Genomic DNA, 16,167 nt, shown 5'->3' on the forward strand with positions numbered 1-16,167 from the left:
CTGTGCTTGCGTACATATATGTGCGGCCTGAGTCTATCTCAGGCCGCTTTTTGTGTTCTGCGGCACCAAAAATGGAGGAGAAAAGTTGTGAACAAGAAATTATCTATTATTCTAACACTCATGCTGTCTGCGATACTTTTACTGGCAGGCTGTGGCTCCAGCGAGAGCACCGGCTCCGGTAAATCAGATAAAGATACATTTAAAGTCGGTCTTGAAGCAGGGTATGCGCCATTTAACTGGACACAGACTGATGACTCAAATGGCGCAGTTAAAATTTCTGGTTCTGCCGAATATGCTGGCGGCTATGATGTTGAAATTGCAAAAAAAATAGCTGATGGCCTTGGCAAGGAACTTGTTATTGTTAAAACCGAATGGGATGGGCTGGTACCAGCTCTGACCTCTGGCAAAATAGACGCCATTATCGCGGGTATGTCGCCTACTGCAGAACGAAAAAAGACAATTGATTTTACAGATAACTATTATAAGTCAGACCTAGTTATGGTAGTTAAAAAGGGCAGCAAATATGAAAATGCGACTTCCATTCAGGATTTCAGCGGTGCTAAGGTTACTGCGCAATTGAATACCTTCCATTATTCGGTCATCGACCAAATCGACGGAGTAAAGAAACAAACTGCTATGGATAATTTCCCTGCAATGAGGGTTGCTCTTGAATCAGGTATGATTGATGGTTATGTATCTGAACGTCCAGAAGCAGTAAGTGCTTCTTCAGCAAACAGCAATTATGTCATGGTTGAATTTGAAAAAGGTTTCAAAACTTCCGAGGATGATACTGCAATTGCAGCCGGATTAGAAAAAGGCAGCGATTTGACTGATAAAATAAATGAAATTCTAAGTGCAATTTCAGAGGAAGAACGGACTTCTATTATGGACGAAGCCATTAAAAACCAGCCAGCTGCTAAGTAAAATGCAATTATAAAACCGGCTGAAACCAGCCGGTTTTATGATGGGAAGGAGAAGCTACATGAGTATTGAATGGATTATTAGAATCATCTCTGATTATTGGCCGATGTTCCTTCGTGGTGCAGGTATGACACTCCTGATAGCATTGGTAGGTACAATTGTTGGCTCGCTAATCGGCCTTCTGGCAGGGGTTGTCCGAACCTTCCCAATGCCAGACAGAGGAACAAAACGGGTCCTTTTAAAAATAGTTAATATTATTCTCTCAATTTATATTGAATTTTTCCGGGGTACACCGATGATTGTCCAGGCAATGGTCATTTATTATGGATCAGCAATGGCCTTTAACATAGATTTGAACGTCCTGGTTGCGGCATTGATCATTGTATCCATTAATACAGGAGCCTATATGGCGGAAATCGTCCGTGGCGGTATCATTTCAATTGATAAGGGACAATTTGAAGCAGCCCAGGCCATCGGGATGAATCATTTCCAGACAATGATGAATGTTGTCCTCCCGCAAACTATACGGAATATTCTTCCGGCCACAGGCAATGAATTTGTTATTAATATTAAGGACACCTCAGTTTTGAATGTCATTTCGGTTACTGAGTTATTTTTCCAGACAAAGTCAATTGCAGGCAATAATTTCAGGTATTTTGAATCCTTCTTTGTGGCCAGTTTGCTTTACTTGGTCATGACATTTACAGTCACAAGGATTTTGCGATATATCGAACGGAGAATGGATGGCCCGGATAATTACTCGATTATGATGGGTAATCAAATGCAAGTTGAAACCCCTGATGATATTGCCAAGAAAACGAGAAGAAACTAGGGGGAGAACGATGGAAACAATCATTGATATTCGACATTTAAGTAAATCATTTGGAGCGCATGAAGTCCTAAAGGATATTAACTTCTCGGTTGGTAAAGGGGAAGTTGTCACGATTATCGGGTCTTCCGGTTCAGGAAAATCAACCCTCCTTCGCTGTGTCAATCTTTTGGAGATGCCGAGCGGTGGGGAAATCAATTATAAGGGTGAGAATATTCTTGATGAAAAGCATGACCTGGCTTTGTATCGGGCAAAGCTTGGCATGGTTTTCCAGCAATTCAACCTGTTTAATAACCATAATGTGCTAAGCAACTGTACGGTCGGCCAGGTGAAGGTTCTTAAGAGGACCCAAGAGGAAGCCGAAGAAATTGCCTTGAAGTATTTAAAGGTAGTTGGTATGGACCGCTTTATTAATGCGAAACCGAGCCAGTTATCAGGTGGACAGAAGCAGCGTGTGGCTATAGCAAGGGCCTTATCAATGGAACCGGACGTCATGCTCTTTGATGAGCCAACCTCCGCACTGGACCCAGAAATGGTTGGGGAAGTCCTTAAGGTTATGAAAGAACTTGCCGAATCGGGTCTGACCATGCTAATCGTTACCCATGAAATGGGCTTTGCTCGTGAAGTATCGGACCGGGTGGTATTCATGGATAAAGGTGTCATTGCTGAAGAAGGGCATCCGGAACAAATCTTTACCAACCCAACACAAGAACGGACAAAAGAGTTCCTAAAGCGGACATTAAGCCAATACTAGGTACTTTAGAGGAAGAGAGCCAATTAAGGTTCTCTTTCTTTGTATTGTTTACTAGAAGAAGAAAAGGGAAGGAATAATTAGGACGAAATAATTTATTTTTTATAGCAGGGAGTTCTAATATGAGTCCAATGAGCATGATTGTTACCATTATTGTTATTAATGTTGTGTATGTTTCTCTGTTTACAGTTCGCTTGATGTTTGTAATGAAAGGACAAAAAGTCCTAGCTTCACTCTTAAGCGTAGTCGAAGTTTTCATTTATCTAATTGGATTAAATATAGTCCTTGAAAATATCGACAAAACATATAACCTCGTTGCCTATTGTTTAGGCTGGGGAAGTGGTGTTTATTTAGGAAGCAAGATAGAGGAATGGCTTGCGTTGGGTTACATAACCGTCCAAATCATTATTAATAAAGAGGAAATGAATGTACCTACTATACTAAGAGAAAAGGGATTTGGGGTTACCAGCTGGGTGGCTGATGGCAGGGATGGCAACAGAATTGTTATGCAAGTGCTTGCCAAGCGATCAAATGAAAAGAAGCTGATGGATACCATCCAAAAAATTGCTCCTTCAGCCTTCGTTATATCGTATGAACCACGCTACTTCAAAGGCGGATTTTGGACGAAGAGACTCCCTTAAGGTACTAAATAGTTTAATCAAATTCAATTGATTTTAAGGAAACGGGGCACCCGTTTCCTTTCTTTATGTCATTTCCCTTAAAACAAAAAATTGTAGAGAGATGGAGAAAAATTGAAATAACCAGAAGGTCCTCTATGATTCAGTCAGATAATAAAGTAGACACCTGAGATTTTAAATAAGCCGGACCAGTTAAACAATGAGGAAATAACCATTATTAAGATAAATAAGATGGGGTACTAGGGCTGAAAGCCTTAGTACCCCATCTTTGGGTTTTTAAAAGAAATATAATCCAACAATAAAGATAATCCCTGAATAGAGGAGCGCTGTTATACAGAAGCCCATGATATCGCGTGCCTTTAGGCCAGCAATTGCAAGGGCAGGAAGAGCCCAGAAAGGCTGTGCCATGTTCATCCAGGCTTCACCATATGCAATGGCCATTGCGGCTTTACCCATATCTGCTCCGAGAGCTTCAGCAGCAGGCATTACGAATGGACCTTGTACAACCCAGTGTCCGCCACCTGATGGAACTGCCAGGTTGATTAGACCTGAGCTCAGGAATGTCAGGATTGGGAACGTATGCACATTAGAAATATTAACAAAGAATTCAGTGATAAGCCCGCCGAGGCCTGAAGCTTCCATCATCAGCTGGATACCAGCATAGAATGGGAACTGGGCAATGATGCCGGCAGTACCGGCTGCAGCTGCTTTAACAGCACGCATATAAGACATTGGTGTACCATGCAGGATGATTCCAAGGACGATGAAGATCAGGTTTACGATATTGATATCGATTTTGAAACCATTTTTATTGAAGTAATACACAATATAAGCAAGACCAAGGGCGCCAATAATATAGGCAAGGATTTTACTTTCTTCCATTTTCTCAGCAATAGATGCATTTGGAGGAAGTTTGCGAGCTGTTGATGGCTCTTCTTTCAGCAACTCTGGATCAATGGCTACAATTTCACTCTCAGGACGCATCATCATTTTAGTTAAGAATGGCAAAGTAATTAATAGAGTCAACGTAATGAAAATATTATAAGGAGTTAATAGAGTTTCAGAAATAGGAATCAGGCCTGAAATTTTTTCCATAGGGTTTCCTGGTGTTGCAGCAACGAGAGGAACCGAGCCGGAAAGCCCGCCGTGCCAGGTAAGGAACCCGATATAAGCACTTGCGATTAAAAGACGGTAATCTGATTTTGGTACCCTGCGGGCAACCTCACGTGCAAACAGTGCACCGACAACGAGCCCGAAGCCCCAGTTGATAATGCTACAGAATGCAGCCATGAAGGTTACGAGCATAACCCCTTGGGCCGGAGTTTTCGCAACAGATGCGATATTTCCCATCCACCTGCGCAATAGCGGTGAACTCGCCATTGCGTGTCCAGATACAACGACAAGTGCCATCTGCATAGCAAAAGCCAATAGTCCCCAGAAGCCTTCACCCCAGAATCCTACCATTTCAATAGGAGTAGTATCCGTTAAGCCAACGCCAAGCAAAAAGGTGAGAATGGTTAGAATCATGGCAAAAACAAGTGGGTCTGGCAAATACTTATCTACCATTTTCGTAAAGAATTTTGATATTGAGGCAACCATGTATATCCTCCGTTCAGGTATGTGTTTTTGTCATAAGGATGTACATACCTTTGTTCACTTACGAACAAAGGTATGCATGTAATAGCCAATCCTAGCAGCGTGCAGCCTCCCGCATATGGTCACAAGCCACTTAGGGTCTCGTGCCAATCGGGAAGGCTCGCAACAAAATGATCTAGTTTTCCATTTCTACAATGGTTGAAACACCCATGCCGCCGCCGATACAGAGGGTAGCCAAACCATAACGGGAGCCACGACGCTTCATTTCATGAAGAAGGGTAACAAGAATCCGGGCGCCGCTTGCTCCGATTGGGTGGCCAAGGGCAACTGCACCGCCATTAACATTCAATTTTTCATTTGGAATTTCAAGGTCGCGCCCAACCGCAAGTGATTGTGCGGCAAATGCTTCGTTTGCTTCAACAAGGTCGATATCATTGATGGTGAGATTCGCTTTTTCAAGTGCTTTCCGAGTTGCTGGAACTGGTCCGATACCCATGATTGCAGGATCAACACCGCCAGCACCGTTGGCTTTGATAATAGCCATTGGCCTAAAGCCAAGTTCTTCTGCCTTTTCACGGCTCATCAGGACGAGTGCAGCCGCACCGTCATTAATGCCGGATGCGTTACCTGCAGTAACTGAACCATCCTTTTTGAAGGCCGCCTTCAGTTTTCCTAGCTTGTCGGCAGTTACTCCGGCACGAGGGAATTCATCTGTGTCAAAAACTATAGGCTCGCCTTTGCGCTGCGGGATTTCGACTGGTACAATCTCATCCTTGAATTTGCCTTCTTTGATGGCCGCTTCGGCCTTCTGCTGGCTCCATGCGGAAAACTCATCCTGCTGTTCCCTAGTTAAGCCATATTTCTCAACAATGTTTTCAGCGGTAATGCCCATATGATAGTGATTCATTGCACATTCAAGGCCATCCTTGATCATGCTGTCATAGATGGTTGCATCTCCCATGCGGTAGCCGGTGCGTCCTTTTGAAAGAAGGTATGGGGCTAGGCTCATGTTTTCCATGCCGCCTGCTACAATGATTTCAACTTCGCCAGTCTGGATGGCCTGTGTTGCAAGATGTACGGCTTTTAAACCGGATCCGCAAAGCTTATTGATGGCCATCGAAGGCACTTCAATAGGAATGCCTGCTTTAAGGGCAGCCTGGCGGGCAGGACCTTGTCCGAGTCCTGCCTGAAGGACATTACCCATAATGACTTCTTCAACTTGTCCTGGCTCTAGGCCAGCACGTTTTACAGCTTCTTTAATAACGATGGCACCAAGGTCAGTAGCCGGAGTGTTGCTCAAAGTTCCCATAAAAGTGCCGATAGCTGTCCTTACAGCACTTGCAATAACAACTTCACGCATATTCAATTCCTCCTGATAAATTAGTAGATTGCTGGTTTAAGCCCCCGCAGGAATCATTAGTTGGCGAGTTTTTCGCCAAGGGTGAATTCTGCTTCCGTTTTTTCTTTAACAGTATCAAGTGTGACCCCGTCCATAAGTTCTTCTAGAACAAGCCCGTAATCTGTTACACGGAAGACTGCGAGCTCAGTAACGATTACATCAACTACACCCTTGCCTGTTAGTGGCAATGTGCATTCTTTAAGAATTTTAGAGCCGCCTTTTTTGTTACAGTGTTCCATTGCGACAATAACTTTCTTGGCACCTGTCACTAAGTCCATAGCGCCGCCCATGCCTGGAACCATTTTGCCTGGAACCATCCAGTTGGCAATATTCCCATTTTGGTCGACCTCAAGGCCGCCAAGGACAGTTACATCGACATGCCCGCCGCGGATCAATTCAAATGAGAAAAGGCTGTCAAAAAATGCTCCTCCAGGATTGATACCTGCTGGCTGCCCGCCTGCGTTAACCAAGTCAGGATCAATATCACCGTTGACTGGTCCAAGTCCGATATAGCCGTTTTCTGATTGAAGAATAACTTCAACGTTTTCAGGCAAGTAGTTCGGAACCATGGTTGGAAGCCCGATTCCAAGGTTTACGACATCGCCATTTTTCATTTCTTTTGCTACACGCGCTGCAATGATTTGCTTAGGTGTCATTTCAGTTTGTGTCATTACAGTTCCCTCCCTGAAACCAAAATTTTATCTACAAGGATTCCCGGTGTGACGACTTCATCCGGATCAATTTCACCTATTTCAACAAGCTTTTCGACCTGGACAATAACAAGGTCGGCTGCAAGTGCCATCAATGGGTTGAAGTTACGGGCAGAGCGATGGTAAACAAGGTTGCCTGCTTTGTCTGCCTTATAAGCCTTCAGGATGGCGACATCTGCGCGGAGAGGCGTTTCCAGTAAGTATTCGCGGCCATCCACAGCCAGTTTTTGCTTCCCTTCTTCAACAACGGTGCCAACACCAGTAGGAGTAAGTACTCCGCCAAGGCCAGCGCCCCCAGCACGGACACGCTCTGCAAGTGTTCCTTGTGGAACAAGTTCAACCTCGGTTTCTCCAGCTATCATTTGCCTTCCAGTTTCAGGGTTTGTCCCAATGTGGGAAGCGATGATTTTCCTAAAACGTTTGTTGACTACAAGCGGTCCAACGCCTGTTTCTACAAATGCAGTGTCATTACAAATCAGGGTAAGATCCTTTACGCCTGATTCCAAAATGCCGGCAACCAATCTTTCAGGAGTCCCAACTCCCATAAAACCGCCTGCCATGATGGTCATGTTATCCTTGAATAAAGCAGGTATTTCTTCAGTAGTGATAACCTTGCTCATTCGAGCACCTCCAAAAAGTAATAGATATATAAAGTTTTAATGTGCTTACAACTTTCTATAATGCAGGAACCATGCCAACTTTTAAAAAAGGCAAAAATAATTTTATAACCGTTGATTTGAAGCTGTTTTTATAGCAGGGGAATTAAATTCTGAAAAATGGAGCAAAAGGGAAAGCGTTTACTTTTTGCATAGAGTGGCTACTTTTTTCACACTTTTCACATTTTTGTCACCAGAAAATTGCGCAGCATTTGTCGAGAGATTCCAATTTGTAACGTTTTTTACAATCTTTTTTTATTTGAAACGGTAAAATAGGTAGTAAGAAAGGATGTTAGTCTATGAAAGGTAACTCAAGCGGCAATCTTAGAAAGAAAATGATTATCGTTACAATTTTTTTTGTCGCTATTCCCATCCTTGTATCAGGATTTATAACAAAGACTATTGCTGAGAGAGCTCTTTTGGAGGAGAAGGAGAAAAAGTTGTTTGGCATTACATCCATGCTGGACCAATATCTTCAACATGATTTTGAGGCTATTTTGCAAAAGGAGGGCACCCTGTCAGCCGATGAGGAAACAAAAATTAGTGTTCTGAATGAGAGTTTAAGAGAATTCACTGATGTCCTTGCCAAGGCAAATCCGGGGATTGGGGTCGGCTACTACGTTCGCGGGCTTGATGCTATTGTTACCTATGGTCCGAGTGAGGAATATGGGGATATCGTCGGAAAAGACATAGAGGAAGAACATCCAGGCCGTGAAGTCATGAGCACTGGTGAAAAGCAAGTAGAAATAGGAAAGCAGGTCAGGGGGCAAATCATGAATGCCATGCTTCCGCTTATCCGTGATGGCAAGGTAATTGGCTACGTTTGGGCGAATGAACTGACCCGAGATGTCGAAAGCCAGCTGTACAAGATGGATAGAATCATCTTTCTTTGTTTTGGGCTCGGGGTTCTGGCCGTCATCCTGCTACTGGTTAATTTTTGGAACAGTCTTCTGGTTGATATAAATGCTGTCAAACAGGGCTTACAACAGATGAAATTTGATTTGAAAAGAAGAATTACTGTAAGGGGGGAAATTGGTGAAATTGCCGACGCCGTCAACGGTATGGCGGCTTCTATCCTCCATGCAAGAACATTAAATGAAAATGTCATGGATAGCATGGTTGATGGAATCATTACCGTAAATACAGAGGGCAATATTACATTCATGAATAAAGCAGCCATGCATCTTACCGGTGTTCAATTGGAGGAAGTGATCAACAGGCCTTATACAAAGAGCATGATTCATGGCGTCGAGTTTTCAAGTCTTCTAATGGAGACGCTCCAGACTGGGAAAACCTATATTGGAATTGAAATGAATTATCCTGCAAATGGGAAAAACCTGTATATCAGTTCAAGCACATCCCGGCTACAGGATAGCGATGGCAAGTTTATTGGTGCAATTGTGACCTTTAAAGATATTTCCGAGAAGAAGCGGCTGGAGCAGCAGGTATACAGGGCCGATCGCCTCGCCGCACTTGGTGAAATGATGGCTGCGGTCGCCCATGAAATCCGTAATCCGTTAACAGCGATCAAAAGCCTGGTCCAGTATTTGCAGGAAGGCAGCACGGAGGAAGAGCGACAGGAGTTCCATCCGCTGATTATCAAGGAAGTGGACAGAGCAAATAAAATCATCCATGAGCTTCTGTATTTTTCTCGATCAGCCGATGCGAATTTCCTGAAAGTCAATGTTAATGACTTAATCAGGCAGACAATAGTCCTTGTTAAGAATGTATCCAAGCACAAAACTAGTTTCAATCTTGATTTACAGGATTGGATTCCAGAGGCCGAAATTGATCCTGAACAATTCAAGCAGGTGTTTTTGAACATCCTCATCAACTCGGCCCAGGCGATGGATGGACCGGGGGAAATTACAGTTGAAACAGATTATGACTCAATCAAAGGGAAGATCAGCATTGTTTTTTCTGACACCGGTCCGGGCATAGAAGAAGAACAAATCAGTAAAGTATTCGATCCATTTTATACGACCAAGAAAGAAGGGACTGGCATCGGCCTAGCGGTAGTCCAACGAATCATTTCAGCGCATAATGGAGAGATTTTTATGGAAAACATTCCTTCCGGCGGGTTGAAGGCAACTATCATTATTCCGATAAACTATTCAATTAGGGGTGAAAAGAATGAGAAGCAATAAGACAATCCTAATTGTAGATGATGAAGCTAGCGTCCGGACCGTTTTGAAGGCTTTGCTAAAACGAGAAGGGTATGAGGTCGATACTGCTTCTGACGGCGAGGAGGCAATTGCGAAGGCAAAGGCCCTGCACCCAGCCTTGGTAATCATGGATATACGCATGCCGAATAAGGACGGGATGGAAGCCTTCAGGGAAATTCGTGAATTTGATAAGGATATAAATGTGATTATGATGACGGCGTTTGCAGCAGTCGAAACCGCTGTTGAGGCAATGAGAAACGGTGCCTACGATTATATAATCAAGCCCTTTAATAATGATGAGGTTAAAATTCTGGTCAAACGAGCACTTCAGGTCCAGAATCTGAAGGAAGAGGTACAGGTGCTGCACCGTGAGTTGAGCAATAACTACCGGTTAGATAAGCTGCTGACCAACAGCCCAAAAATGATGCAGCTGTATAAGGTGATTGGGAAAGTTGCCCAGACGAACGCCTCGGTCCTAATTACCGGCGAGAGCGGAACCGGTAAAGAGCTTGCTGCGAATACAATCCATTATAATAGCCAGCGTATGAAAGGTCCTTTTATTAAAATAAACTGCGGGGCCCTGCCTGAGGGGCTTTTGGAAAGTGAATTGTTCGGACATGAAAAAGGTGCTTTTACGGGTGCTGTGCAACGGAAACCGGGAAGGTTCGAGCTTGCTGAAGGGGGAACCATCTTCCTTGATGAAATTGGCGAGGTATCTCAGGCGCTTCAGGTTAAGCTTCTGAGAGTACTTCAGGAACATGAGTTTGAAAGGGTTGGGGGCACCCAAACAATCAAAGCGGACTTCAGGGTGATAGCTGCGACGAACCGGAACCTGTTGAGCATGATTGAAAATGGAGAATTCCGGGAGGACCTTTATTACCGGCTTAATGTTGTTCCGCTAGAGATTCCGCCGTTAAGGGAAAGAAAGGAAGATATCAAGCTCCTTGCCAATTTCTTTTTGCAAAAGTTTTCCCAGGAAAACAATAAAGAGATTGTCACTTTTGATGAGGACGCATTAAAGCTTCTTGAGGAGTATACATGGCCGGGAAATGTTCGCGAATTATCCAATATCGTCGAAAGAGCTGTTATCATGAGCACAGGTTCGATCATTTTTCCGGAGGATATTTTCATTAACCAAGAGGTGTTTCACCAAAAACGGAAAACCACCGAAACAAACCATGTGACAGGCAAAGAGGTTGAGACTTTGCCGCTTCGCCTCGCCGACGGGCAGTCCTTAAAGGATCTGATTAAGCAAGTGGAAAATGTAATAATCCAAAATAAACTGACCGAAAACCATGGCAATAAAATGCAGACAGCCAAAGACCTTGGCATCAGCAGGCGAGCACTTCTTTATAAAATTCAGGAGTATGAAATTGAATAATCCAACATAGGCGGCAATCCTTAGCCGCCTGTTTTTTATTTTGGCAGGATGGGGAAATCTATAAAGTATACCATTCCTTTTACAGTGGGCTTTGGTATAATGGGCAAGGTGTCTTTTAAAAGGCACTGGAGTAAGCGTTTGGCCACAAGCGCTTTTATGTAGAGGTGGAATTGTAATGAATCAATTATTCAATATCGACTCGGCGAATTCGACTATTCGGACCGAGATACTTGCTGGCCTTACTGCGTTTATGACGGTTGCCTATATTATCGTTGTTAATGGGGCAATCCTAAGCCAGGCAGGGATGCCCTATGAGGCTGTCACGATTGCAACGGTTATCTGTAGCTTTGTTGGCTGTATGCTTATGGCACTGTGGGCAAATTCACCTCTGATTCTTGTACCGGGAATGGGGGATAATGCCTTTTTTGTCTTCACACTAGTGTTTGCCTTCGGACTGACCTGGCAACAGTCCCTCGCAGCCGTGTTAATTGCCGGTATTGTTTTTGCCGTTGCTGCGGTGACAAAAGGGGCAGCATGGCTGTCGCGCTCAATCCCGCAATCGATGGTCCATTCCATGACGGCGGGCATTGGTCTTTTTATCGCATTTCTGGGTCTTAAAAACGGGGGAGTCATTGTTGCGAATGAAGGCACGTTTGTAGCGCTGGGTAATCTTGGCGACCCGCATGCTCTAACAACCCTGCTAACATTGTCGATTTTGCTTCCTCTTTTCTTAAAGAATATAAAAGGCAATTTCCTATTAGGGATAATTGCCGGGACTGTAATTGGCGGGCTGCTGGGTATTGTCGATTTTTCTGTTCTGGGTGATTTTAGCCTTTCGTTCAGTGGGTATGAGTCAATCTTTTTAGCATTTGATTTTAGCGAAATTGGAACCGTTAATTTTTGGACCGCTGTATTCTCGTTATCGATGGTTATTATTTTTCAAAATATGGGCGCTCAGCTCGGAATGCTTCCGGATAAGACGAAATTTAAAAGGTCATTCCAGGCAAATGCCTTTTCCGTCATTGGTGCGGGTTTGCTCGGATGCAGCCCGATCACAACGGCCGCTGAGTCGGCGACAGGGATTGCAGCAGGAGGAAGGACTGGGTTGACTTCTTTTACTACCGGTATTTTATTCATTCCAGCCCTTTTTCTAATCCCTCTGTTCAAGGTAATTCCGAACGAGGCGATTGCGCCTGTTCTAATCATTGTCGGCTGCCTGATGGCGCAAAGCTTGAAGCAAATCCCGTTCAACGACATAACAGATGCATTTCCTGCTTATTTAATGCTGGTGATTATGCCACTGACTTTTAGCATTGCGAATGGGCTAGCATTCGGTTTCATCGCCTATCCGCTTGTAAAGCTAATTACCGGCAGAAAAAATGAAATCTCTACAGCGATGTATGTGATTGCTTTCTTCTTTTTGCTTTACTTTATATTGGGAGCGATATAGTAGACCCGATTCGACCGTTTTCGGAACAAATAATAGTTGGCAATAATAGAATAAAACAGCAAACAAATGGCTCCGGTAATATAATGGTGCCATTTGTTTTTTTTGTGGGGAAAATTGCAACTTGGCCGGGATAGGGCTGCGATTACCTTGTTTACAAATTTGTATATTTGTTTGCAAATATGTATACAAAAGTACACAAAAATGTTTACAAGTAAACAAAGTCGTATGCATGCTGTTAAGGCGCGATGTATACGACTTTGTGTATTTTGTTTACAATTTTGTTTGCAAAGAACGAAAGTTTACATAAAGTTTACAGGTTTACATTCTTGTTTCGATTTTCATTAAAACATTGAACTAAACCCAAAATAAATATACTCTTAAATAGTACTCAGTTTTCGTAGGGAATTTTAAAATGAAAGGGATTGGAAAAATGAATAAAACAAGGATTGCAGCAGTTGATGTTGGTAATGATTCTATAAAAGCTATTTTTGGAGAGCTGGAACACGAATTAAATATTCCTAATATTATAGCCAGAGATACAGAAGACCGGCCTGTAATTGGAATAGAGGAGCTAGACAGCAAAAATCCGCTTGAAGGAATCCATGTAAGGGTGCATTCCCCCGCTTTGAAGGAAAATAACGCTATTTATCGTGTTGGGGCCTTGGCGACAAAAAGTAATAATGCTACAGAACTTGACCCAGGAAGCAGCAAATCAGAAGAAGACCAGACGCTGGTCATGCTCTTTACAACATTAGCTTTGGATGCGGTCAGAGAGCAAAGCAATTTTCCGAGGGTGAAAAATGTGGTTGATGCCAATTATACTCTAGGAACTGGGCTTCCTCTTCGCGAAGTAAAAGAAGGCAAGGATGCCGGATACCGTTCGAAATTGGCAGGTTCAGTCCATCAGGTAGAATTCCTTGTGACGCCAAAGTATCAGGGAATAAAAGTAAACATAAAATTCGATGAAATCAAAGTATATCCAGAAGGATTTGCGGCTTACATAAACCTGGTCATGGACAATGATTTAAAAATTATTAATAAGGATTTAATTGATAAAAGAATCATCATTCAGGATATTGGTGGATTGTCTACAGATATCGCTGTAATTAGGAACAGAAACGTAGATGATGATAAGGCACAAGGCTTTAATTTAGGTGTATCTGAATCACTTGAAACAATTAGGGAAGAAATCAGAAGCAAGCACGGCGTCGAATTGGATAGCCGGAGGGATGTAGTGGATATCATTACAAAGAAAAACGACCGGAATCATATTATGGTGAAGGGGAGCAGGACAAGCGTTCATGACATTACTGATCGAATCCTTCTTGACTTAGCCAAAAAACAATACCGTCTATTAAGGAATGTATGGCAGAAGAATTCCCAGACAGAAATTTGTTATTTCGTTGGTGGCGGCGCAAATGTTCTGAAGGAATATATTAAAACATTAAACAATAATCTTGATGGCTATAATATTGACTTTTTTGAAGATGAAAAAGAGAGTATCTGGATGATGGCAAATGCCTACTATAAACTAATCACTGATTATTCTCGAAAGGCAGAGAAGCAAAAACCAGCTCCTAAAGAACCTGTTAAAGGCTAAGGTGCATGATGAATAAATCAAACACAGGCGAAATTAAGAGAGGCCAGACACTATCTTTTCGCATTCCTTCAGATACGCCGGACCATCTGTTAAAGCATCTGCAGAAGTTAAAACAAACCGAACGAAGGAACTTTTCAAGCAAGATAGCGGATTTTGTACTCGATGGGGTAGGAAAATCCTCAGCCAGGGAACGGGAGACGATTACGATTCCTCTCCCTCATCAATTAAGCAAGTCGCAGCGGGATTGGTTAAAGCATGAACATTCCGAAGCATTGCTTGGAAACATTATTTATCAGCTCTTAACCGACCCGGTCAGAGCTACTGCGCTGCTTGCTTCAATGAACAGCAAATCCCTTGATATCGATGAAGCTTTATATTTGCAGGAGAACAGTGATTTGTTCCCCCCTCGCGATCAAACTATTCATCAAAGCTCATTGGATACACATATGGATGAAGCTGTGGCCTCCCGTGAATTAGATGATATGGATGATGATTTAGATTCTTTTGACTGGGAGTCGGCTAAGCTAAATGCAGATCAAGTTAGTGAAGAACCTGAGGAAGAAACAGAGGAGGATCTGGGAGATTTATTAGGAGACTTCCTGGCAAAAATGAATAAATAAAGTAACCTAGTTCTTTTTGAAAAACCGGCTATTTACAGGTTTGCCAATTACTTCAATTGATTATGCCAGGGAATGTCGATTCTCTGATTGTCCTTGAACAAATGGTTGATTTTTTAAAAATGCAGAATCTGCATGTGAAGAACACTGTAGAAGGGTTCTTCTGTTGTTTGATCCTCAAAATATAAATAAACCTCAATAATATGAAGGCTGATTAGGAGATGGCTACTCCTATCAGCCTTTTTATTTTGGGTACTAATTCGGGATAGATAAAGTCATAAATTCATTAGTAATCAGATGACTATTGTTGTATGGAGATTACTTTTATTTAATATCTCTTTTTAAAGTACCTCGTCTTTGAATTCCCCGCGTAAATCTGCATTATTGTAAAAAGTGCCTTTGTGCACACGTGTATATCAATGCAACCACACAATTTAACATCGATAAAGAAATTTGTCATTTTCTTAAAAGTAAATTTCCAAAGACTATTAAGAAGTCGGTTGTTCCAATATATGTAATGCCTAAAAATGTATATAAAGGTACATAAATGTTATTCGTCTTTTTTTGTTTATGTTTTTCTGACGAAGGTAAATATGCCTATACGGATAAGTAAAAAGCTTATGCGCTGTCAAAAGCCTAACAGAAAGGAGATGAGAGAGGAATGAGTGTGCAAAAAAGTACAGATAGTTCAAGTCTTGCGGAAGTTGTGGATAGGATTCTGGATAAAGGAATCGTTATTGATGCTTTCGCTAGAGTCTCACTCCTCGGAATTGAAATTCTCACAGTTGAGGCTAGGGTTGTTATTGCCAGTGTTGATACTTGGCTGCGTTATGCGGAGGCTGTAGGGCTGCTAAAAGATGAATATCAGAATGAAGAAAAGCCAAGAAGAGGTTTAATAAGCGACCCGCAATTTAGTTAATGGCCCACAAAGTTTTGTAGTCGATTCGAGCCGGGTGAGAACACCTGGAAAAAATAAAAACAAACAGGAAGAGGTTGATAGAAGATGTCTGAGAAAGAACAAAACGAACAGCAGCAAGAAATGAATCAACAGGATGAAAATCAAGAAGAAAGCAATCAGCAAGAGGAAAAAGTAGAGAATCGGAACTTTTCCATTAATCTTGCATTGCTCGGCGGAGCGATAGGAGTTGGAATCGGACTGCTTTCTAGCCAGGGATCAGGCAAAAAAGCCCTTAAGTCCTTAAGTGAGTCAGAGTTCTTTAAAACGACTAGCCAGGAATTAAAGAAGGCTGCAAATGAAATTCTTACAGACCAAGCCCAAAAAGGAATCAGACAAATTGCTTCAAGTTATTTAGGAGATAACGAGGGGCAAGACTCGTCAAAATACGAAGAAATCAAGGAAGAAAACAAGCAGCTAAACGGACGGCTAGATCGAATAGAAAAAATGCTTGGCCAATTAACTGAAGCGGGAGCAAAGGCAAACTAATAAAAATTAG

15 protein-coding genes are annotated in these 16,167 nt (G+C 42.6%); 11 read left to right on the plus strand and 4 right to left on the minus strand.

Annotated features, from left to right (window positions below; translation table 11 throughout):
- Positions 1 to 87 precede the first annotated feature (87 nt).
- The 4 genes from AM500_RS01205 (at position 88) to AM500_RS01220 (ending at position 3,142) form a co-directional block, all read left to right on the plus strand.
- Positions 88 to 924, plus strand: coding sequence for a transporter substrate-binding domain-containing protein (locus AM500_RS01205; RefSeq protein ID WP_053597565.1), 837 nt, complete (start codon positions 88 to 90; stop codon positions 922 to 924).
- A 58-nt stretch (positions 925 to 982) separates the two neighbouring features.
- Positions 983 to 1,753 carry an amino acid ABC transporter permease gene (locus tag AM500_RS01210; RefSeq protein ID WP_053597566.1) on the plus strand — a complete coding sequence of 257 codons (771 nt, stop codon included), beginning with the start codon at positions 983 to 985 and terminating at the stop codon, positions 1,751 to 1,753.
- Positions 1,754 to 1,763: 10 nt separating this feature from the next.
- Positions 1,764 to 2,504: an amino acid ABC transporter ATP-binding protein gene (locus AM500_RS01215; RefSeq protein ID WP_053597567.1), complete on the plus strand. Its 741-nt coding sequence runs from the start codon at positions 1,764 to 1,766 to the stop codon at positions 2,502 to 2,504.
- A 119-nt stretch (positions 2,505 to 2,623) separates the two neighbouring features.
- Positions 2,624 to 3,142 (plus strand): DUF2179 domain-containing protein, encoded by a 519-nt coding sequence (locus tag AM500_RS01220; protein WP_053597568.1) that lies wholly within the window; start codon positions 2,624 to 2,626, stop codon positions 3,140 to 3,142.
- Positions 3,143 to 3,415: 273 nt separating this feature from the next.
- Here the strand turns inward: AM500_RS01220 and AM500_RS01225 are convergent, their stop codons facing one another.
- The 4 genes from AM500_RS01225 to atoD form a co-directional block, all read right to left on the minus strand.
- Positions 3,416 to 4,738 (minus strand): TIGR00366 family protein, encoded by a 1,323-nt coding sequence (locus AM500_RS01225; RefSeq protein ID WP_053597569.1) that lies wholly within the window; start codon positions 4,736 to 4,738, stop codon positions 3,416 to 3,418.
- 172 nt (positions 4,739 to 4,910) lie between these two features.
- Positions 4,911 to 6,101, minus strand: coding sequence for an acetyl-CoA C-acetyltransferase (locus AM500_RS01230; RefSeq protein WP_053597570.1), 1,191 nt, complete (start codon positions 6,099 to 6,101; stop codon positions 4,911 to 4,913).
- A 50-nt stretch (positions 6,102 to 6,151) separates the two neighbouring features.
- Positions 6,152 to 6,805, minus strand: coding sequence for a 3-oxoacid CoA-transferase subunit B (locus tag AM500_RS01235; RefSeq protein WP_269432550.1), 654 nt, complete (start codon positions 6,803 to 6,805; stop codon positions 6,152 to 6,154).
- Positions 6,805 to 7,464 (minus strand): acetate CoA-transferase subunit alpha, encoded by a 660-nt coding sequence (gene atoD / locus AM500_RS01240; RefSeq protein ID WP_053597571.1) that lies wholly within the window; start codon positions 7,462 to 7,464, stop codon positions 6,805 to 6,807. Before atoD ends, AM500_RS01235 begins: the two co-directional genes overlap by 1 nt.
- Before the next feature lie 335 nt (positions 7,465 to 7,799).
- On the opposite strand from atoD, the gene atoS reads away from it, so the two are divergent.
- The 7 genes from atoS (at position 7,800) to AM500_RS01275 (ending at position 16,157) form a co-directional block, all read left to right on the plus strand.
- Complete coding sequence (gene atoS, locus AM500_RS01245; RefSeq protein WP_053597572.1) at positions 7,800 to 9,647, plus strand: two-component system sensor histidine kinase AtoS; 1,848 nt, start codon at positions 7,800 to 7,802, stop codon at positions 9,645 to 9,647.
- Positions 9,634 to 11,046, plus strand: a complete 1,413-nt coding sequence (locus AM500_RS01250; protein WP_053597573.1) for a sigma-54-dependent Fis family transcriptional regulator — start codon at positions 9,634 to 9,636, stop codon at positions 11,044 to 11,046. The genes atoS and AM500_RS01250 overlap by 14 nt, the downstream gene beginning before the upstream one ends.
- A 175-nt stretch (positions 11,047 to 11,221) precedes the next feature.
- The gene (locus AM500_RS01255) at positions 11,222 to 12,496 is read left to right on the plus strand and encodes an NCS2 family permease (protein ID WP_053597574.1); all 1,275 of its coding nucleotides are present in this window, start codon (positions 11,222 to 11,224) and stop codon (positions 12,494 to 12,496) included.
- A gap of 430 nt (positions 12,497 to 12,926) precedes the next feature.
- A complete protein-coding gene (locus AM500_RS01260; RefSeq protein WP_053601586.1) occupies positions 12,927 to 14,096 on the plus strand; it encodes a ParM/StbA family protein in 1,170 nt (389 codons plus the stop codon).
- 8 nt (positions 14,097 to 14,104) lie between these two features.
- Positions 14,105 to 14,716 (plus strand): hypothetical protein, encoded by a 612-nt coding sequence (locus AM500_RS01265; RefSeq protein ID WP_053601587.1) that lies wholly within the window; start codon positions 14,105 to 14,107, stop codon positions 14,714 to 14,716.
- Between the two features lie 658 nt (positions 14,717 to 15,374).
- Positions 15,375 to 15,632, plus strand: a complete 258-nt coding sequence (gene gvpA / locus AM500_RS01270; RefSeq protein ID WP_053597575.1) for a gas vesicle structural protein GvpA — start codon at positions 15,375 to 15,377, stop codon at positions 15,630 to 15,632.
- A gap of 84 nt (positions 15,633 to 15,716) precedes the next feature.
- Positions 15,717 to 16,157, plus strand: coding sequence for a hypothetical protein (locus AM500_RS01275; protein ID WP_053597576.1), 441 nt, complete (start codon positions 15,717 to 15,719; stop codon positions 16,155 to 16,157).
- Positions 16,158 to 16,167 lie beyond the last annotated feature (10 nt).

Source organism: Bacillus sp. FJAT-18017 (assembly GCF_001278805.1).
GTDB lineage: Bacteria > Bacillota > Bacilli > Bacillales > Cytobacillaceae > Bacillus_D.